Source organism: Rhodococcus sp. RS1C4, assembly GCF_002258225.1.
Classification (GTDB): Bacteria; Actinomycetota; Actinomycetes; order Mycobacteriales; family Mycobacteriaceae; genus Rhodococcoides; species Rhodococcoides fascians_E.
Window position 1 is genome coordinate 69361 of the sequence record NZ_NOXZ01000011.1, and the last position, 20869, is coordinate 90229.

The following is a 20869-nucleotide window of genomic DNA, read 5'->3' on the forward strand; positions in this document are numbered from 1 at the left end:
GACGTCGAGCAGACCCCTGTGTAGGTAATTCAAGTGTAATCGCCGCAACATTCCGCGAGGCAGCGGATTTTAAGTCCCTAGAAGTGGATTCACCTGAACTACCTTGGACTCGGTTTTTGTTTATTTGCAACACTTTTCGTACATCACGGTCCGGGCCAGTCCATGTCCGAACGTACCGACTTGTGACACCCTCGTGACACCGAGCCATTGCCGAACCTCCGGCATCGGACGAGCGTGATCGGTCGCGGACGACGACGGCATCGAGTGGACAATTACGTCGATTGAACTACGCAAGAAGTCAGTATGAATTGGCCATCAGCACCGCGATGTACAACAGCACCGCATCACCATTCGGTCCAGTTATGTAGCCAGTCAGCTTTTCAAGCTTTGCCAACCTGTAGGTGAGCGTATTCCGGTGCAGATGCAGCTTTTCGGCAGTTTTCGAGGCATTGAACCCACACTCCCCCCAGACCAACAAAGTCGTTCTCAGTACCGACCAATCGGGTGCTCGAACCGTCTCCCCCAAGACTGTGTGCACGAGTCTCCGTCGTGCGCTGTCAGGAATGGCCCGGACTGCTTGGTGCAGTCGTAACCGATCGATGTCGTAGATGTGCTTATCCGGAATTGCACGCCTGCCAATTTCCAGGGCGTCTCGGGCATCTCGAGCGGAGTTATTCAGTTGTACGACACCCGAGGCTACCGGTCCTACCGCAGCAAACAAAGCCAGTCCGTGCGCCCTTCCTCGCTCTACCAGCCCTTCCCAGCGCTGGGCGCGGTCCGACACGCCATCGACCAAAGGGATTGCCGCAACGACGTTGCGTGAAAGACGGCCGACAATCTCTTGGGATGCCCTCGAAGACTGCCGGAGCCACTCCAGGACGGTTACCGCATGGTCGACCTCCGTGCGTTTGACTTCCGACGGTGATGCAACAGGTTCGACCGCTATGAGGACCACTTGCCTCAGCGCATTCATGTCGTAGTCGAGTGCTGCTGCTCGATTTTCAACGCTTTGCTTCGACATGTCACTTCTGTGCAGTTCGAAGATGTCGCGAAGAAAGTCTTCGGCCGCCCGTTGACGTGAGACTCGAACTCCGATGCGGTTGGCTTCGCTCATCAGAATTTCGGTTTGACGCTTGACGATTTGGCCGAATTGTGTGACCAGCTCGGGCGCGCCCGAGAGGCCGACTGTGCCAACCACCTCGCCGTTCAGGACGAGCGGAAGGGTCGTGCCAGGCAAGCTACCCTCGAGGGTGCGGACATCCGAACTTGTGTGACTGCGAGTGCTGTTCGTCTTGATCACCACCACCGAAGCTTCGTGAAACTGGCCGACTCGGTCTTGATCGCCGCTGCCGAGGACTATGCCGGTTGCGTCGGTGATGAGCACGTTATGACCGATTACCTCGGTAATTTCCACAGCTATCTGCCGGGCAAGTTCTGTACTCAGCACAGGCAACCCCTCGTTTACAGCGGTGTAACACCAGATCGCACCATTTGTGCAACATGCCCAACGATACCGCCCGGGCGTTGCTAATTGTGGGCCTTTTGATGAAGACCTGAAAGTGGCAGACGTCATACGATTTGTGCACCGTCGAGCGAGGAGAAAATAATGGAAGTCCTGGATTGGATCGCAGTCGCAGCCTATTTCGTGGTGTTGATCGCAGTCGGTGTGCAGACAATGAAAAAGGTATCCAATGCAGACGATTTCGCCGTTGCCGGCAACCGTATTGTCTGGCCGGTCTTCTTCGGCAGCCTCGCTGCCGCATTCTTGGGTGGCGGTGCTTCGCTAGGTGTAGCCGGTGCGACCATGCGCGACGGATATGTCTACATGTTCGCGTTCTGCGCCTTTGGAATTCAGACCGTTCTGGTCGGACTGTTCGTCGCACCCAAGCTGAAGCGATACAAGGGCGCACACACACTCGGCGATGTGATGCACGCGCACTATGGCAAACCCGCACGGGTAGTCACCGGCGGCCTGTCCATCGCGCTATGCACCGGTATTCTCGGAGCACAGGCATTGGCAATCGGGACCGTCGTGAACGCAACACTCGACGTTCCACCCACCCTGGCGATCATCCTAGGGATGGGGGTGACCGTCCTCTACTCGACCTTCGGTGGCGCGTGGGCGGTGATTCAGACCGACCTTCTGCAATTCGTATTCCTAGGGATTCTCATTCCCGTCACGCTGCTGATCGGTCTTCACGCGGTCGGTGGACCATCTGCGCTGGTCGACGCGCTCCCTTCCGATCACATGACCCTGATGGGCGACTACAGCGTCATGAAGTTCGTCGGATTGTTCGCAGCATTGCTGCTCGGTGAGACGCTGGTCCCGCCATACGCGCAACGCACCTTCTCCACTCCTGACTCTTCCCACGCACGGAAGGGCTTCGTCACCGCCGGAATTTTTTTTTTCTTCTTCTTCATCTCAGCGTCCATCGGAGCTGTCGCGTTCGTTTTGTATCCAGGTATCGAGCCCGACTCCGCGCTGCCGACGGTGGTCACGAACCTGATGCCTGTCGGACTTCTGGGACTGTTGGTCGCAGCCCTTCTCGCAGTGGTGATGTCCACAGCATCGAGCTACATCAACTCCTCCGCGGTGGTCTTCACCGACGATCTGTACCGCCCATTGGCCAAACAGTCGACGTCACAACGCAAGCGGCTCAAAATCGAACGAGTCCTCAGCGTCGCAGTCGGCGCGGGCGCAACCATCTTCGCACTGACGGTCCCCTCGATCGTCGACGCGCTGCTGTACAGCTACACCCTGTGGGCTCCGACCATGATCGTGCCCTTGTTCGGTGCAGTGCTGTTCGGTGTTCGTTCGGCACCCGCCGCATTGTCCGGTATCGCAGCAGGCGCTGCAGCAACTGTTGTCTGGCAGTGGATTCTGATGAGCCCGTTCGGACTCGACGGACTGCTGCCGGGCGTTGCCGCGAACCTGATCGTCTACACCGTCGTAGCAGTTGCCACGAACAAGAAGTATCCCCGCCGCGCCGAAACGCTGGCACAACCATCACTCGACAACACCGGAGCGAACTGACATGGTCGAGCTACTTTTCTATGGCGCGCCCGCTGTGGCAATAGCTGTAACCGCTTGGTGTGGATTTCTGGGCTGGCGGTTCTATATCCAAGAAGTTCTGAAGAGAGAAGAATAAGATGAAAATTACATCAGCAAACGTCACCGGCATTGCAGATGCACAATCGCCGTACCCCGCGTATGTGCAAGATCAACAAAATATCTACGTTTCCGGACAAGTCGCATTCGACGACGATGGAAACATAGTGGGCGAGGGCGATCCGGCGAAGCAGACCGAGGTTGCGATCGACCGGCTCGCGCGGGTCCTGGCCGCGGCAGGCTCCGACCTCGACCACGTTGTCTCGACCACCGTTTACCTGACTTCCGCAGATTTTGGTAGCGAGATGAACCGGGTATGGCGTGAGAAGTTCGGCCAGCACAGGCCGGCGCGCGCGACAGTTGTCGCAGGCCTCCTCGACAACCGCCTATTGGTCGAGATCACCGCGATCGCAGTCGCGTTCCCGAAGGACACCGAATGAGAATCGCGGTGCTGGGCGGCGGTGTGATCGGTGTGACGAGCGCGTTCTACCTTGCGCGGGATGGTCACGAGGTCACGGTGTACGACGAACGTGACTCGGTCGCCGACGACACCACCGCCAGCACGGCGGGGCTGATCGCGCCGGGTCACTCGTATGCGTGGGCCTCACCCCAGGCACCCCGAATGTTGCTGCGTTCGTTGGTGGGTGGTCAAACCTCCATTCGGGTAAAGCCTCGACTCGACCCCGCGCTGATCCGGTGGGGTTTGTCGTTCATCCGCGAATGCACTCCGGCCCGCAGCCTGCGCAACACCCTCGCGAAGTACGAGCTGGCCTCGTTCAGCCAAAACCTGCTCGAGCAGCTGACCGGAGATGAATCGCTCGAGTACCGCCAGACCAACGGCGGGATCCTGTACTTGTACCGTGACGCAGGTGCCCTCGAGGAAGCGAGCCGCAAAGCCGACTTGATGCGGGAGCACGGTAGGTCCCAGCGCTTGCTCACCCGAGAAGAGACGCTGAAGGTCGATCCGGCTCTCGCAAACAGCACAATCGAGTTCGTGGGAGCTATCCACGACGAAGAGGACGGCACCGGTGACCCAGCTCAGTTCACCCGAGAGTTGGCCGCCGCAGCCGCGCGTTTGGGTGTTCGGTTCGAGTTGAACACCCGTATCGAGTCGCTCCAGTCGGACGGGACCGTCGTTCGCCGGGCCATGACCGACGCAGGCGTCGAAATCCACGCCGACGGCTATGTACTCGCGTTGGGAAGCGCATCGAGTCGACTGGCTCGGACGGCAGGACTGCACGTTCCGGTGTACCCAGCCAAGGGCTACAGCGTGTCGGTTGCCATCCGCGATCAATCACTCGCACCCCGCACCGGTGGAATCGACGAGCGTTCGCTGGTTGCGTGGTCGCCGTTCGGTGACACTCTGCGGATGTCGGCGGTTGCCGAGTTCGCCGGCTACGACAAGGCACACACACCCTCCAACTTCGCCGAGATCCGCGCAGCGGGGAACGAGCTTTTCCCGGGTGCCCTGGATTGGAACTTGGTCGAATATCGCTCCGGGCTGCGACCGATGACCCCCGATGGGCCACCGATCATCGGCCCGACAATGCTGAACAACCTTCACATCAACACTGGGCACGGCCATGTGGGGTGGACAATGGCCTGCGGTTCCGCCTCGCTACTCGCTGCGGAATTGGCCGGAAGGCCGTCGCCGCTCGATCTCACTCCTTACCGTTTCGATCGCTTTTCCAGACGAGCCGCGAAACTGTCCTCGAAACAACGGGGCCGATCCGGTTCGAAGTCCTGGACCGAGTAGACGCAGCGTCGAAGCCCCGGCCGTCGACCAGAGCGACTGCATCCTCTGTCGTGGCCGGTCAAGAGTGAACGGTTTTACACAGCGTCCGTTCACCCCGAGCTCGAGAAAAGGAATGACCATCCTCTTCAATCAGGAAATGCCAGGAAGTAACTACACATGTAGTTCACTGATCGACGTGATGGCGGAGGCCTCGCCGTCACGATCGGGAGACGGACTCATCTATTGCGCAGCATAATTTGATGCCGAACGCGCAGCAGTATGCTGGATACACACAGATTTGCCGCTGACACGTTCCTCGCCCTATCGCTTATACTTTTGTATCGGCAACGCTGCCACTCCCCATTCGCATCGGCCACACACCCGTGTGGTCTTCCTGCACGAGAAGCAATACAGCAAGTTCTGAGAGACGGGGTTTCCAGTACGTGCGGAGCTATTCCCTCGAAGTTAGGTTGAAATTGTCGAGACTCCGTGATTCGCCCCGCCACACGTACCAAACTCACGCCGTCGCATTTCAAATGAACTGAGCGGTGTTGCTGCCAATGCGATTGAACCTTTTTTCGCGTGCGATTCGGCGCATATTCGGATCCTGCCCGATCAGGTCAGCCAGTTCGCGATGAAGTGCGGAACCCACCCGGTCGCAGAACTGCTGAGATTCGTCTGCGGCGTCGGGTAGTTCGGGGATGATGACGTCGACGATTCCAGCCTGCCGAAGGTCCAGGGAGCGTACTCCCTGTCGCACAGCCATTTCGGCGGCGTGGACGGTATCGCGGAAGACGATGGCGCTGGCGCCTTCGGGTGGCAACGGTGACAGCCAGGCGTGTTGCGCGGCGAGGACCCGGTCTGCGGGTACGAGCGCCAAGGCTCCGCCTCCGGTTCCCTGTCCCAGCAGGAGCGACACCGTGGGGGTGTTCAGGTCGACCATGTCCGCGATGCACCGGGCGATTTCCCCGGCCAGGCCACCTTCTTCGGCCTCCTTGGACAGTGCGGCTCCAGCAGTGTCGATGACCGTGACGAGCGGTAGTCGCAGATCCTCGGCGAGCCGCATTCCCCGTCTGGCCTCACGTAATGCTGCAGGCCCGAGCGGCGCCTCGGTGGTTTGACCACGGCGGTCCTGACCCAACAGCACGCACGGCATGTCACCGAACCGAACCAGTGCGAGAATCAGACCCGGATCGGTCTCACCCTGTCCGGTGCCGTTGAGCGGCAACACGTCTGCGGCTGTCGAGAACAGCAATTCACGTATTCCCGGCCGATCCGGGCGTCGCGACGCGGTGATCGAGGTCCACGCAGGGACGTCCTCGATGTCCCATGTCGGAGCATCGAGCGCCTTCACCCGGGTAGCCGGGACGTCGGTCATGATGCGCAACGCCCGGTCGACGATCTCGCCCAGCTGATCGGGCGGTCGGACGGCATCGATGAGTCCGTGAGCCTGGAGGTTCTCCGACGTCTGCACTCCAACCGGGAATGTCGAGTCGTACAGCGCCTCGTAGACACGGGGTCCCAGAAACCCGACGAGCGCACCAGGCTCGGCGACGGTGAGGTGCCCCAGCGATCCCCACGACGCGAACACACCGCCGGTGGTCGGATGCCGCAGGTACACGATGTAGGGCAGATGCGCGGCCTTGTGTGCGGTGATGGCCGCGGTGATCTTGACCATCTGCAGGAACGCGACGGTCCCTTCCTGCATCCGCGTTCCTCCCGACGTCGGCAATGCCAGCAGCGGAAGCTGCTCGGCGGTCGCCCGATGGACCGCCGTGACTAGGCGCTCCCCTGCCGCCACTCCGATCGAGCCGGCGAGAAAGCTGAACTCGCACAGCAGGATCGCGACCCGCCGACCCTGTACGGTGGCCGAACCGGTGAGGACCGACTCGTCCAACCCCGTTTTGTCACGGGCAGCAGCGAGTTCTGCTGCGTACTCCTCGTCGACGGCATAGTCCGACGCCGGGGCATCCCACGACTCGAAGCTGTCGACGTCGACGACGAGACCGAGCAATTCGAGAGCGGTCATTCTGGGCATCAGATGGCTTCCGCGAGCCACGAGCGGACGAGGTCCTCGTCGGCGCCGAGTACCGGCGGTGCGAGGTGACGAGTCTCGGTGACCTCGGTGCCGTCGGACTCGAAGAAACGCAGCGGTGGTCCGGGCAACGTCACGGTGCCGAGCGTTGCGTGGTCCACGTCGACGAGCAGTCCCTGCGACTTGGTCTGCTCCCACTCGTATACTTCCTGCACGTTGCGGACTTTGCCTGCGGGAACGCCGATCTCCCCGAGCAACGTCAACAGTGGTTCCGACTCGTAGGTCCGGAAGATCTTCGACACGAGGTCGATGACGTCCGTCCGACTGTCGACGCGTTGCGGATTGGTCGCCATACCTTCGAGGTCCGGGTCGATTCCGAACCCAGCGCAGAACTTGTGCCAGAGACCTTCGCTACCGACCGAAATCTGCACGGCGCCGTCAGACGTAGGGAACAGTCCGTACGGGCAGATCGACGGGTGGTGATTGCCCTGCGCTTTACCGACCTCGCCGGCGACGGTCCACTTGGTGCCCTGGAAGGCGTGAACGCCGATGACACTGGCCAGCAGCGACGTCCGCACGACTTTACCCAGCCCGGTTCGATCTCGTTCGCGGAGTGCCGCGAGGACTCCGAAGGCGCCGTACATGCCGGCGAGGAGGTCGGCGATGGGAACGCCGACGCGTTGCACGTCGTCCGGTCCTGAACCGGTGACCGACATCAAACCGGCCTCGCCCTGAGCGATCTGGTCGTAGCCGGAACGACCGCCTTCGGGGCCGTCGTGGCCGAACCCGGTGATCGACAACACGACGAGTCGCGGGTTGATGGCCGCCAGCTGCTCCGGCGAGAACCCGAGACGGTCCAGGACCCCCGTGCGGAAGTTCTCGAGAAGTACGTCGGCTCGCACGATCATCTCCCGCAGTGCATCTCGACCGTCGTCCGTCTTCAGGTCCAGAGCGATGGAGCGCTTGTTGCGGTTCGCCGACAGAAAGTACGTCGATTCGCGCTCGGCGTCCGGTGGTGTTACGAAGGGCGGCCCCCACACCCGGGTGTCGTCCCCGCCCTTGGGCGTCTCGACCTTGATGACGTCGGCACCGAGATCACCAAGCATCATTGCCGCGTGCGGTCCGGCCAGGGCCCGCGTGAGGTCGACGACGACCGTTCCCGCGAGTGGTCCGGTTCTGCCTGTCGTATTGAGCGTCATGGTCATCACGATCCTTCGATTCGAAGCTGTTTCAGGGAGGCGAGCCGGCAGGTTCCAACTCACTATCTGGAGCAGTGGCCTAGCCAATTTTTATTGGACCAGTGACCAGTCCAATTGTCAATACATCACGCGTGCGTCAGCCCCGGGCACAGGACACGACGGCGGTATACGAACGCCGCACACCGCCGTCAGCCGAGCAGTACATGGATCGAGATCGTCAGAGCCAGCCGGGCACCACGAGCATTACCCAGGCGATCACCGGGCCGATGACGACGACCAGCGCGCTGTACTTGAGGATCTGCTTGTAGAACACGTCACGGTCCACGCCCTGTGCATTCGCCAGAACGAGCGCGCCGTTGGTCGAGAAAGGACTTACGTCAACGATCGTGGACGATATGGCCAGTGCGACAATCACGCCGACGACACCGACTTCGCCTGCCAAAAGGAACGGAACCGCGAGCGGAATGGTCACACCGAGAATCGCGGTGGACGAGGCGAACGCGGAGACGATGGCGCCGATGTAGCAAAGCAGTAGAGCGACCAGCAGCGGGACGCCGATGCTCGCAACTGCACTACCGACGTATTCGACGGTGCCGGCTTCTTGCAGAACGCCGACGAAGGTGAGGACGCCTCCGATGAGGAGCACGGTCGACCAGCTGATCTGGTTGATCGCGCCTTTCTGCGCTTTCGGCGAGGCCAACGCGAGGATGACAGCGACGGTCATGGAGATGAAGCCGACGTCGAGGTCGAGAATGAGCGACAGGATCGCGAGCGACGCGAGTCCGATCAGAGTGAGGATCTGATCGAAGGTGATCGCCTTGACCGCCGTGGCGAGCGGGGGTGCGTTCTCTGCGGTGACCGACTGCGACCGCGCCTTGGTCGTGGTGGCTCCGAAACCGCGCATCACCGTTGTGGGCGTCTTGCCGCCACCGACCGAACCGGTGTCGCCGTCGGGCCTGCTGCCGTCGTCGTCATGCACGCTACGCCCGATCAACGAGCGTCCGCCGAGGAACACGAACAGTAGGACACCGATGGCAGCGTTGAAGAGCAGGCTGCCGAGGAACAACGTCAGCGGACTGTTGGTGAGGCCGGCATCGGAGGCGATGTTGTTGACCGTGACGCCGTAGATGCTGATCGGCGAGAAGCCGCCTGCTTGGGCACCGTGAATGACCATCATGCCCATGAGCAGCGCATTGATCTTGTATCGAGCCGCGAATCCGAGGGCGATGGGGGCCACGATTGCCACCGCGGCGGGCCCGAGTGCCCCGATCGAGGTCAGCACGCCGGTGATGCCGAACATCACCCACGGGATGAGGGCGACGCGACCACCCACCAGTCGGACCGCCCCGCGTACCAGCAGGTCGACGGTGCCGTTGTTCTGGGCGATCGCGAACAGGTAGGTGATTCCGACGAGGGTCAAAAACAGGCTGCTCGGAAATCCGCCGATGATCTCGTCGGCGTCCATGCCCACCGCGATGGTGCCGACGAAGAATGCCGCCACGAAGCCCAGCGCGCCCATGTTCACGGGGAACACGGTCGCGGCCAGGAACATGACGACCAGCGCAAGAATAGGGATCAACTCGGTCGACATCGACGTCTCCGGTTCGTATCGGTGCACCCCGGCGGGTGCCGAGGATCGCAGTGGCTAATTGGACTGGCCACTGAGTCACCTTGGACTCAATCAGTGAAATGGATCACTTGTCAAGCTTCGGAGTGGTCCCCGTTGTAAAAAGCTGCCCGGTATGGTTGGAGGTTCAGAGGAACAGAGAGCGAGTGACACAGTGGCTGATCAAATTCGTCCCGTGACCAGACCACGGTTGTACGAAGTGATTGTCGAACAGCTGTGTGAACACATCGCCGACCGTGCCATGGAACCGGGCGACCGGCTTCCGCCCGAGCGCGAGCTCGCCGGGCATCTCGGAGTCAGTCGCGCGTCTCTCAGTCAGGCGCTGGTTGCACTCGAAGTCCAGGGGATTCTGTCCGTTCGGCACGGCGACGGGGCGGTACTGGTCCGAAGGCCCGTCGGGGATATGGCGATTCGTGCTTTGCGCGAACATGCGGATCGGCTTCCGGAAGTCATCGAGGCGCGCGAAGCGCTCGAGGTGAAGCTCGCCGAACTCGCCGCGACCCGTCGCAGCGATGAGGAGATGGCGGCCATCGACAACGCTTTGAGGGTCATGGAATCGGAGATCACCGAAGGGGAACGCGGCGTATCCGGCGACGAACTGTTCCACCACGCCATCACCGACGCTGCCCATTCACCGCTACTGGCCCGCCTCATGGGCGAAATCGCCGGACTCATTCGGGAGACCCGCATCGAGTCGCTCTCGCAGTCGGACCGACCCCGCGCCTCGCTGGAAGGGCACCGCCGGATCGCCGAGGCTGTGCGCAGACAGGATGCGATGGAGGCCGGCCGCGCTATGGCAGAACACATTCGACTGGTGTCGGACGTCGCACTCCTGCGCACCGGTGACAATTGACCGCGCGACCGGTGCCAGCGGGGACTACGGAGTCTTCACTGTCACCACGGGCTGACGCGCATGGCTGAGCACTTCAAGGGCTGCGCTGCCGAGTAGAAGTTTGCCCAGAGGGGATCGGCCCCGACTTCCAATCACGATCAGCGTCGCCGACACTTCGTCCGCCACATCGACGATGTCCGCGGATGCCGCGCGTCCATGCTGCACCTGTCTGTACTCGAACTTCACGCCGGCCTGCTCGGCGAACTCGGCAATGCGGGCGACATCGGAGTCGGTCGCGATCCGATCGTCGACGGCCGAATCCCCGCGCGAGGAATTGACGACGATCAAATCCTCACTGCGCACGGACGCCTCCCTGATGGCGAACTCGAGCGCCGCCTCGCCTGCGGCCGATGGTACGTACGCAGCCAGAATCGTTCAGTGAAAGTACGGTCTTTCGATGTCAATCGTGTTGCGGTCCAGCCTATTGCCGCAGCTTGTAGAGCCGCTCGGGCCGGCCCTTTCCGTAGTTGTGGCGGACTCGGGCTTCCCCCGAATCCACGAGAAACTCCAGGTAGCGACGTACGGTCGAACGTGCCATGCCCGACTCCGCTCCGCACTCGCTGGCGGACACTTCCCTGCCGGCCGCCATCGTGTTCCGAACCAGATCGAGGCTCTCGCTACTGAGCCCCTTGGGTAAGGACGGCATTACGGTATGCCCTGCGAGAGAGGAGAATGCAGCGTCGATAGACCGCTGATCGGCATTGCCGCCTTCCAGCCTTGCAGCTCTGTACCGGACAATCCGCACCTTGAGCTCGTCGAGGTCGAACGGCTTCACCAAGTACTGGCTCGCCCCGCCGCGCAATGCCGCGTTGACGTACTGCGCGTCGCGCTCGGCCGTCACCATGATCGCGTCGATCTCCTGGCCGCGGGCTCGAAGTCGCTGTAGGACTTCGAGCCCCGTCATGTCCGGCAGGTGGACATCGAGGAGGAGCAAGTCGGGCTCGACTGCCTCCGCGATCGCCAACGCCTTCGAACCGGTGCCTGCTGTACCGATCGGGCGAAAGCCGTCCACTTCGGCAATCAGCTCGGAATGGATGCTCGCGACCATGAAGTCGTCATCGACGATGAGTACCGTCAGTTCACGAGCATGTTCGGGTAGCATTCGATCACGATACGGCGGTCTCGGCCTGACCGGATCCGCGTACAAATCGCGATTCGATATCGAAGTACGTGTTCAGATCCATCAGGTCGTTCCACTCGTTCGCGGTCGCCATCAACGGTCGGACGGACGTGGCGTGGCCCTCGTCCATCAGAGCGCGCAAGGCGCGTCGAGCTGCGCCGACCATCGAATAACGGATGACACCCGGGTACAGGGCGACCGAGAAACCCATCGACCCGATCTCGGCCACGTTCATCGTCGACAACGGCCCCTTCTCCTCCACCAGCGTCAGCAGCGGGGCATGCACGATCGACAGCACCGTTTCGATGTCGGCCTGCTCGCGAATTCCGACGACCATCGCAGCATCGGCACCCGCGTCGATTGCCAGCTGCGCACGACGCGCCGCGGCTTCCGCACCCAAGGTGTTGGCTGCGTCCGTGCGGGCGACGATCACGAAATCAGGGTCCTGCCGTGCCCACAACGCGGCTTCGATCTTCCCCAGATACTCGCGCTCGGTCAGCACGGGAATGGGAATGTCGAGGACTCCGCATCGCTTGGGGGTGACCTGATCTTCCAGCTTGATTCCGGCAACACCCGCGTTCTCGAACTCCTGCACGGCTCGAGTCACGTTCAGCGCGCTGCCGTAGCCTGTATCGGCGTCGAAGATGACAGGAATATCGATCGCGTTGGCGATGTTGCGGGCAACCTGAGCACTCTCCGTCAGCGACACCAGGCCGATATCCGGTCGGCCCAAAAGGCTAGCGGCAATGCCATTTCCGGTCACACTGACTGCCTTGAAGCCGGCGTCCTGCGCGAGGCGAGCGGACAGCCCGTCGAAAACGGACGGAACCTGGGTGATCTCCGGATCGGCCAAGAGCTTCTTGAGGGTTTGACGCGCGTTCAATGGGTCTCCTTGTGTCGGGGACTCCACCGTCGTATGACGTAGGTTACACAGTCAATGTTGAGGTCGATAACACCGTTGTGCTCATTGTGGCAACGGCAGCGAGACGGTGAACACCGCTCCCCCGTCGTTGCGAACAGACACGCCACCGCCCCGCTGCTCGCACGTTCGGCGCACCAGCGCCAACCCGATCCCGCGAGTTCCGTCCCCGGTCTTCGACGTCACTCCACGCTCGAACAGGTTGCCCAGAAGCTCGTCGGCAACACCGAGGCCGTTGTCGGACACCACGATCACCAACTCGCCGTTCGACTCCCGAATCTCCAGCCTCACCGCGCCGCCGCGACCGTCACCACATGCATCGAGTGCATTGTCTATCAAGTTACCCAGGATCGTTCCGACTGCAGCCGAGATATCGAGGGGGAGAACCCCCACGCGAGTGCGCTCGGTCAGCTCGAAGCCCACCCCACGTTCGGACGCCACGCTCCCCTTGGCCACCACCAACGCGGCCAGAATCGGATCGTCGATACGGCTGGTCACCCCACTGACGAACTCCGTGTGTTCGGTTCGGAGCTGCAGGACGTAGTCGCGGGCGCGATCCACGTGTCCCAGGCGAAGGAGGCCGCCGATGGTGTGCAGACGGTTCGAGAATTCATGGGTCTGCGCTCGCAGGGAGTCGGCCGTGTGCTTGGTGACGTCGAGTTCTCGCCGCAGTCCGGACAGCTCGGTGAAGTCACGGAGGGTGACCACCGAGCCGATCTCTTTGCCGCGCATGGACACCGGCATCCGGTTCAAGACAATGTTGCGCGAATCCGTGTCGAGCACTCGGTCGTTGGATGCCGTCGGTTCGATGAGTGCGTCGACCACGCCGGACGACAGCCCGAGGTCGTCGATGCGCATTCCCACGACGTCCTCCGGGAGTTGCAGGAGCGTACGGGCCTCCGAGTTGGCGATGGTGACACGACGGGCAAGGTCGATGCCGAGTACGCCCTCCTTCAGCCCATACAGCAGCGCCTCCCGGTGCTCGACCAGACCCGCGATGTCGCGTGGCTCCAACCCGAATGTCTGGCGTTTGATGCGGCGCGAGAGCAACAGCGATCCGGCCAGTCCCAGCGAACTCGCGACGCCGAGATAGATGAGCAGATCTGGAACGGCAGATGTGAGCCGATCCTGCAGACTGGGATAGTTGCTGCCGACCGCAACGTAACCGATGGTCTCGCGGTTGGCCGGGTCGAGCACCGGCACATGGGCCTGCAGCGAGAAGCCCCCGTTCGGTTCGTCGACCGAACCGATCCACGCCCTGTTCTCGCGAACATCGCTCTCGCCGAACAACCATGGCCCGCGAAAATGGTCGGGGTCCTGGCTCGCGATCACCGATCCGTCCGCCTCCACGACGGCCACGAAATCCGTTCCGGACACCGATTGCACTCGCGCTGCTGCAGGCGGGATGGCATCAACCGGAATCGTGCCGCTCAAACCACCTCTTACCACAGGGTCGGTCGCAAACGTCTCTGCGAGAACGAGGATTCTGTTTCCGGTCGTTCGGCGAAAATCACTCGTCGATTGGGCCAACGTGATGACCACGACGGCGCCGAGCACCGCGGCGATGATAACCGCTTGGAAGACCGACAGCTGGCGTGCAAGGGACAACCGACCGAATCGCACTCGCCGATCGTAAGTGACTTCTGCTCGGGATCGACCCGGTTCTGGGCCGTCACAATGAGCACAAGATTCTTTGTCAGCGCAAGAGTGACTCCCGGCGTGGCCTGCGTCACCGTCTGTGTCAGGCTCATCACAGAAAGCAGGAACTATGACCACGCTCACCAAGCGGACAGTCCTTATCGCGGCGGCGCTGACCATCTCCCTGACCACAGCCGGCTGCGCAGGCGGCGGCAGTGCCTCGGGCAGCGACCAGTTGCGTTACATGGTCCCCAACGCAGCAGGCAGCGGTTGGGACAACACCGCGCGCACCGCCGCGAAGATCATGGAAGAAGACGAGATCGCCCAGCGAATCGACGTACTGAACGTCGAAGGTGCCAATGGAACGGTCGGACTCGCCCGCATCGTCGCCGATGAGGGCAACGCCTCGATGGTCATGCAGATGGGCTATGGCCTCGTGGCCGCCACCGTGTCCCAGGACGCCGCAGGAGAGTTCGAGAAGACCACCCCGATCGCCAAACTCCTCGACGAGTATCTCGCCGTGGTCGTACCGGCCGATTCACCGTTCGACACCTTCGACGACCTGGTCGCGGCTTGGAAGGACAATCCCCGACTCAACGCCGGCGGCGGTTCGGCCATCGGCGGCGCGGACCACATCGCGACACTGCTCGCTGCCGACGCCAACGGCATCGACCGCACCGACATCAACTATGTGAGCTTCGGCGGTGGACTGCTCCCCGCTGTTCTCGGTGGTCAGGTCGACTTCGCCATCACCAGCGCGGCGGACTCCGTCGAACAGATCGAGGCGGGAAAGCTGAAAGCCCTCGGTGTCACCGGCCCCGAGCGACTCGACAGCCTCCCCGACGTCGCCACCCTGACCGAACTCGGGACCGACGTCGTCGTCGCGAACTGGCGGGGCGTCGTTGCCCCGGGCGGCCTCGACGATGAGCAAACCCAGCAACTCGTCGACAAATTCGATCAGATGCACCAGACCCAAGCCTGGAAAGATGCCGTCGAGCGCAACGGGTGGATCGACGCTTACATGCCCGGAGCCGAATTCGCGTCCTACATCGCGGAGCAATCGGCCCAGATCGAGACCGCGCTTGAGGGAACCAACGGATGAGCACCGCAGTTCCCTCGAAGATCAGTCCGCTGAAAGGCAAGTCCGAACTCGTCGTCTCGGCTCTGCTCCTGACCCTCGGAGTGGTCGCACTGGTGGATGCCGCAGGGCTGGCCGACAACGCTGCCACCCGAGGGCCGTTGACGTCGTCGACCGTGCCGACCTTCGTCGGACTCATCCTCGTCTGCACCGGAATCGCACTGGCCGTCGACGTGCTTCGTGGCGGCAGCGGCGAGATGGAAGGCGGTGAAGATCTGGATCTCGACACCCCCACTGCGTGGGTCCCGTTCGTTGCTCTCGGCGCGCTCTTCCTCGGCAACGCCGTCCTCATCGAGCCGATCGGGTGGCCCCTGACCGGAACAGCGCTGTTCTGGGGCGCGGCAACGGCATTGGGAAGCCGCGCCCTCGTACGTAACCTCGTCGTCTCGGCCGTGATCGGTTTCGGAACCTACTTCCTGTTCGTCCACGTGCTGGGCGTCGTCCTGCCCGCCGGAATTCTGGAAGGCGTGATCTGACGTGGAATCTTGGAACCTCCTTCTGGACGGCTTTGCGACGGCGCTCACCCCGCAACACCTGCTCTTCGCCGTCGTGGGCGTCATACTCGGAACCGCAGTCGGCGTTCTTCCCGGCATCGGCCCGGCAATGACTGTCGCTCTGCTGCTTCCATTGACGTACTCCTTCGACGCGTCCGCCTCGATCATCATGTTCGCCGGGATCTACTACGGGGCGATGTACGGCGGGTCCACGACGTCGATTCTGCTCAACACGCCAGGTGAAGCCTCGTCGGTCATGACCGCCATCGAAGGCAACAAAATGGCGAAGGCCGGCAGAGCGGCGCAGGCCCTCGCCACGGCAGCCATCGGGTCCTTCGTCGCGGGCACCATCGCCACCGGACTGCTGGTCATGGTGGCTCCCTTGATGGTCGAGGTCGCACTCGCGATCACCCCCGCCGACTACTTCGCGCTGATGATCGTTGCTTTCGGTGCAGTGACGCTCGTGCTCGGGTCGTCCCGGATCCGTGGACTCGGCTCCCTCGGCATCGGACTGTTCATCGGCCTCATCGGCATCGACATGACGACGGGTCAGGACCGACTGACCTTCGGCATCCCGCAGCTTCTCGACGGGGTCGACGTCATCATCGTCGCAGTCGGCATCTTCGCCCTCGGCGAGACGCTCTGGACGGCGATGCATCTGCGCAGGCAGTCGGCAAGTGTCATCCCGGTGGGCCGCCCGTGGATGAGCAAATCCGACTGGTCGCGTTCGTGGCGTCCGTGGCTTCGCGGCGCGGCGATCGGGTTCCCGTTCGGGGCGATGCCCGCCGGAGGCGCCGAACTGCCGACATACCTCTCCTACGTCACCGAGAAGAAGTTGGCCAAGAACTCCGCGGAGTTCGGCCACGGTGCCATCGAAGGTGTTGCAGGGCCGGAAGCTGCCAACAATTCCTCCGCTGCAGGCGTTCTCGTGCCTCTCCTGACCCTCGGTCTTCCCACGTCGGCAACCGCGGCGGTGCTTCTTGCTGCGTTCCAGCAGTACGGAATTCAGCCTGGCCCCTTGCTCTTCCAGAACGAACCGACCCTGGTTTGGGGCCTAATTGCCAGCTTGTTCATCGGCAACTTCTTGCTGCTGCTTCTCAATCTGCCGCTGGCTCCGATGTGGGCGCGGCTTCTTCGAATCCCGCGTCCCTACCTGTACGCAGGAATTCTGGTGTTCGCGTCGGTAGGAGCGTACGCAGCAGACGGAACACCGATCGGTCTGTACATGTTGCTCGCGATGGGACTTCTCGGGGTGCTGATGCGCCGCTACGGTTTGCCAATCGTTCCCGTCATCATCGGTGTGATCCTCGGCCCGCTCGCCGAAATGCAACTGCGCCGCGCTCTGCAGTTGAGCGACGGCGACACCTCGGTCCTGGTGTCCACGCCGTTCTCCATCGTGATGTACTGCGTGCTTGCAGCAGCGATTGTAATCCCAATAGTGTTCAAAACACGGAACATGCGACGACAGCGCCAGGCCGCCACCGAACTCGACAGCGAAACGGAACTCACCCGATGATCGACTACGTCATTCCCCCACCACCGCAACCCTCACGGCCGGTGGATGCTCGGCCCGCACGGTTTCCGGTGCGCAGGGTCTTCTGCATCGGCCGCAACTACGCAGCCCATGCACAGGCGATGGGCCACGATCCGGAGCGCGAAGCACCGTTCTTCTACACCAAACCCGCCGACGCAATCGTCGACGCGGACGGCGTGATTCCGTATCCCCCGCTGACCAACGATTTGCACCACGAGATCGAGTTGGTTTTCGCCCTGGGCATACGAGCGCGGCCGTCGTCACAGCCGTCGGCGTATCGGCAGTTCTGGTCGGTAGCGCCGGTCTGCTGTTCGTCACTGCGCTGTGGCCGCTTCTACCGTTGTGCCGCTCGTCGGCGCCGGGCACATGTGCACGATGATCGGACAGCAGACATTCATCGCGCATAGGAGCGACGGGTCCGGCCAGGACGGCGCCTTCGGAAACATGAGTGCGGCACCGTCGCCGGGTCAGCTCATAGAGCCGCAGATCGCCACCTCGGTCGTCGCGTCCGTCGCGACGGAGGTCGCGAGTGGGAGTTCGTCTGTAGGGTTCGTTGTTCCTATCGTCGCGGCCGCAGCCGCGCTCCCCCTGTACGCCGTCTTCAGATCCGTTGACCGCGCGAGACCCACCGTTCGTGAGAAGGAGACAGACGGCGCCGACGGTGTACTCACCGTTCTGGCAACGCCTGGCATGTGGCGCGCGTTGACGGTATCGGGCGCAGTCATGGCCGCGCGTGAACTTCTGTACCAACGTGGGCAGGCCGAACCGGCTCGATAGTGACACCACCACGCGTAATGCCAACAGCCAGACCACCTCTGCGACGCCGACGCCGTTCTCGACCGCCCAGATCGGGACAAAGACGGGAAGAAGATCGCTCGTGGACTGTTGATCGCCGCGGCCCTGGCGGTCAGAGTGGTCGCACTGTCCGCACTACCGTTCGTCGGCGCGTTCGGCTGCAGATCAGTGATGATCGGCCTCGGCATCACCCTCGGTTTGCCGCAGCCAATGACCATGGCCTGGGTCGTAGCATCGGCGGGCGCGGGCAGCCGCGGGAGTGCCCTCGGCCTGCATATGACGGCGAATCGCCCTGCTCAGGTGACTCTTCCACTGACAATTAGTACCGTTGCCTCACCGTTCGGAGTGTCGGCGATCTTCCTGTCGAACGCCGCAGTCCTCGGATTCTCGGCGGGGCTCTCTTCTCAACAACGCTCAATCTCAGAGGACGCCCGTCACTACCTAACTGCCGACAACGTACACAGGAAACACCACAGGTTGCCTGTCAGACCGATTCATCTGTGAGCTGAACGGTCCGGCGGCTACGTGCAGCACCCTGCATCGTCGTACGGTTTGATCATGAGCTCGCAACACAGACGATAACGAATGATGGCATGCGAGCGAACCCACAGCCGCGATTGCAGTCCTGAACCGCCTCGAGACAGCCGCGCAGGACCTCACGATTCTTTCGAAATCGGCGACTTCGCCGTAAACACCTTCATTCCATCGTCATACTCTAGGATTCGATAATTACTGCTTTCGAGATAGAAACTTTGTGACGCTCGGACGCCAGCGATTCCGCACGGTCGGGCAGGCGGTCGGACCCTCCTCGTTTAACAACGCGTTCAGAAGGAAGACATTTCAAATGGTCCGAACGATTTTTGTCGGTGTCTGTGCCACTATCCTGGTTGCGAGTGCAGGTATCGTGCTCCCGGCAACAGGACAAGCTGATCCGCAGGAAACGTGCGTCAGCCCATCATGGGTCAGGTCTTGGATGGCGGCACCTACAGATGCGGTGAGTGCAGTCGACCAGTCTCTTACGCCGATGTTGGCGGCCTCGAACCAGACCTTTCGGGTTGTCATCACGCCGCATCGAGGTGGCGAGTCGGTTCGAATTCATTTGACGAACAGATTCCGGCCCGTCCCCATCGAGTTTGCGCGTGTCTCTGTGGCGAAACAATCGGGTGGTCCCGCGGTATCACCTGAATCTGCTCGAGATGTAACGTTCGATGGGCGCAATTCAGTGACCGCAGCCCCCGGCGCCGACGTCGTCAGCGACCCAATCGGTATCACCTTCGAAGCTTGGGAGCCGCTGTCCGTCAGCGTGTACATACCCGGCCAAGTTGTTCTGCCCACGGAGCACTTCAATGGCAACGCCACAAGCTTCTACAGTCCTCCCGGTTCCGGCGATCGCACCGCTGACATGGCAGGGACGGCGCTGAATCTTTCCACGACAAGTGTTCCACTGGCATCGGCAGTCGATGTAGAATCGACCGGCCCAGCATCAACAGTGGTGACTTTTGGTGACTCGATCACAGATGGGTACAGCGCGGGCGACTTCTTCGGAATCCCCAATCCACTCGGATTTCCCTCATCGCGTGCCGCCGTCGACTCGGACATGCGCTACCCAGATTTCCTGCAACGCAGAATCGATGACATTAACCTGCCGGTATCGGTGGCGAACGCTGGAGTTTCGGGCAACCGGGTTGTGGCGAACGGCCTTATCCCGCAGTTCACGGACAGCATGGTTGCACGGTTGGATCGAGATGTCTTGTCAGCGCCGTCGCTGAGCGATGTAATTGTTCTCGGCGGCACCAACGATATCGGTATGCCGATAGGGGCAACCTTCGAGCAGGTCGTCCAGGGTTACATGAACTTGATAGACCGGATCCGAGGAGCCGGTGCCGCTGTGCATCTCGGAACAATACCGCCGTCAAGCAATGCTTTACTGGATGGGATCCTTACGCTTCCGTATGCAGAACCCGTGCGCATGCGCCTGAACGAATGGATTCGTACTCGCTCAGGCGCAGACAGCGTCGTTGACTTCGACGCCGCACTTCGAGACCCAAACAAGCCAAGCGTCATGTTCGGACTGTACGCCGGAGGCGACAATTTACATCCATCAGCTCGAGGGTACGAAGCAATGGCCGATGCCGTTGATCTGTCCAAACTCCGCGGCGCAGCCTGTACACAATGACCCCGACTCAACCAGCGCCGTTTGAACCAATTCGAGGCGTTTAGACGATGCGGTCGAGGTGTCCAGGCGACCGCTACCCCGAAGTCGACGCTTAGGGCATAACGCCCGTCCTGTACACAGGAGGCCAGCGCGGTCCGGTCGTCGGAACCCACGACCGGACCGCGCTGGCAGGAAGACAACGTCGACCTCACAACCTGAAGCACCGACTCCCCGGCCGCAAACGCGAAGCGGTACATCGTCGCGGTCGACACCAGTAGAATCTGCGTCGAATTCGCGTTGGCGGCTCTGACAGATAGCTACCTCAACGTAGATACCGAAGTTGATCACCGACACCGCGACCGCTTCAAAATCTCCTACATCCCGCCGAGGACGCCGTGGAACGGCCAACACATCGAGTCGTTCAACCACCGATCGACTTTGATCAAACACACCGGGGCCGTAGAACGCGATGGTCCGAC

General features: G+C 61.8%; 18 protein-coding genes. 10 read left to right on the top strand and 8 right to left on the bottom strand.

Translation table 11 applies throughout. From position 1 onward, the window contains the following. Positions 1-298 precede the first annotated feature (298 nt). Entirely contained in the window at positions 299-1447 is a 1149-nt protein-coding gene (locus CH289_RS03900; protein ID WP_179276711.1) for a sugar diacid recognition domain-containing protein, read from the bottom strand. 159 nt (positions 1448-1606) lie between these two features. Between CH289_RS03900 and CH289_RS03905 the strand changes: the two genes are divergently transcribed. From CH289_RS03905 to CH289_RS03915, 3 genes are all read left to right on the top strand, one after another. Continuing rightward, positions 1607-3034, top strand: a complete 1428-nt coding sequence (locus CH289_RS03905; RefSeq protein WP_094727300.1) for a sodium:solute symporter family protein — start codon at positions 1607-1609, stop codon at positions 3032-3034. 116 nt (positions 3035-3150) lie between these two features. Continuing rightward, complete coding sequence (locus tag CH289_RS03910) at positions 3151-3549, top strand: RidA family protein (RefSeq protein ID WP_094727302.1); 399 nt, start codon at positions 3151-3153, stop codon at positions 3547-3549. Then, positions 3546-4865 (top strand): D-amino acid dehydrogenase, encoded by a 1320-nt coding sequence (locus CH289_RS03915; protein ID WP_094727305.1) that lies wholly within the window; start codon positions 3546-3548, stop codon positions 4863-4865. Before CH289_RS03910 ends, CH289_RS03915 begins: the two co-directional genes overlap by 4 nt. 511 nt (positions 4866-5376) lie before the next feature. Here the strand turns inward: CH289_RS03915 and CH289_RS03920 are convergent. The 3 genes from CH289_RS03920 to CH289_RS03930 form a co-directional block, all read right to left on the bottom strand. After that, positions 5377-6882, bottom strand: coding sequence for a carboxyl transferase domain-containing protein (locus CH289_RS03920; RefSeq protein WP_094727426.1), 1506 nt, complete (start codon positions 6880-6882; stop codon positions 5377-5379). After that, entirely contained in the window at positions 6882-8078 is a 1197-nt protein-coding gene (locus CH289_RS03925) for a CaiB/BaiF CoA transferase family protein (RefSeq protein ID WP_094727425.1), read from the bottom strand. The genes CH289_RS03920 and CH289_RS03925 overlap by 1 nt, the downstream gene beginning before the upstream one ends. A 217-nt stretch (positions 8079-8295) precedes the next feature. Beyond that, positions 8296-9669: an SLC13 family permease gene (locus CH289_RS03930; RefSeq protein ID WP_094727427.1), complete on the bottom strand. Its 1374-nt coding sequence runs from the start codon at positions 9667-9669 to the stop codon at positions 8296-8298. 190 nt (positions 9670-9859) lie between these two features. Between CH289_RS03930 and CH289_RS03935 the strand changes: the two genes are divergently transcribed. Beyond that, complete coding sequence (locus CH289_RS03935) at positions 9860-10558, top strand: FadR/GntR family transcriptional regulator (protein WP_094727428.1); 699 nt, start codon at positions 9860-9862, stop codon at positions 10556-10558. A gap of 24 nt (positions 10559-10582) precedes the next feature. Here CH289_RS03935 and CH289_RS03940 read toward each other — a convergent pair whose 3' ends face one another. From CH289_RS03940 to CH289_RS03955, 4 genes are all read right to left on the bottom strand, one after another. Beyond that, positions 10583-10969, bottom strand: a complete 387-nt coding sequence (locus CH289_RS03940; RefSeq protein ID WP_094727307.1) for a universal stress protein — start codon at positions 10967-10969, stop codon at positions 10583-10585. 49 nt (positions 10970-11018) lie between these two features. Next, positions 11019-11699 (bottom strand): response regulator, encoded by a 681-nt coding sequence (locus CH289_RS03945; protein ID WP_094727309.1) that lies wholly within the window; start codon positions 11697-11699, stop codon positions 11019-11021. A 4-nt stretch (positions 11700-11703) separates the two neighbouring features. After that, on the bottom strand, positions 11704-12600 hold the full coding sequence (locus CH289_RS03950; protein ID WP_179276712.1) for an isocitrate lyase/PEP mutase family protein: 897 nt from the start codon (positions 12598-12600) through the stop codon (positions 11704-11706). Positions 12601-12681: 81 nt separating this feature from the next. Beyond that, entirely contained in the window at positions 12682-14259 is a 1578-nt protein-coding gene (locus CH289_RS03955; RefSeq protein WP_179276713.1) for an ATP-binding protein, read from the bottom strand. Between the two features lie 145 nt (positions 14260-14404). Between CH289_RS03955 and CH289_RS03960 the strand changes: the two genes are divergently transcribed. The 6 genes from CH289_RS03960 (at position 14405) to CH289_RS03990 (ending at position 20411) form a co-directional block, all read left to right on the top strand. Continuing rightward, complete coding sequence (locus tag CH289_RS03960) at positions 14405-15376, top strand: Bug family tripartite tricarboxylate transporter substrate binding protein (protein WP_094727313.1); 972 nt, start codon at positions 14405-14407, stop codon at positions 15374-15376. After that, on the top strand, positions 15373-15888 hold the full coding sequence (locus tag CH289_RS03965) for a tripartite tricarboxylate transporter TctB family protein (protein WP_094727314.1): 516 nt from the start codon (positions 15373-15375) through the stop codon (positions 15886-15888). The genes CH289_RS03960 and CH289_RS03965 overlap by 4 nt, the downstream gene beginning before the upstream one ends. A 1-nt stretch (position 15889) precedes the next feature. Beyond that, entirely contained in the window at positions 15890-17422 is a 1533-nt protein-coding gene (locus tag CH289_RS03970; protein ID WP_094727315.1) for a tripartite tricarboxylate transporter permease, read from the top strand. Further along, complete coding sequence (locus CH289_RS03975) at positions 17419-17847, top strand: fumarylacetoacetate hydrolase family protein (protein ID WP_094727316.1); 429 nt, start codon at positions 17419-17421, stop codon at positions 17845-17847. The genes CH289_RS03970 and CH289_RS03975 overlap by 4 nt, the downstream gene beginning before the upstream one ends. Before the next feature lie 37 nt (positions 17848-17884). Next, positions 17885-18217 (top strand): hypothetical protein, encoded by a 333-nt coding sequence (locus CH289_RS03980; RefSeq protein WP_094727317.1) that lies wholly within the window; start codon positions 17885-17887, stop codon positions 18215-18217. A 1240-nt stretch (positions 18218-19457) separates the two neighbouring features. Further along, complete coding sequence (locus CH289_RS03990; protein ID WP_256976998.1) at positions 19458-20411, top strand: GDSL-type esterase/lipase family protein; 954 nt, start codon at positions 19458-19460, stop codon at positions 20409-20411. Positions 20412-20869 lie beyond the last annotated feature (458 nt).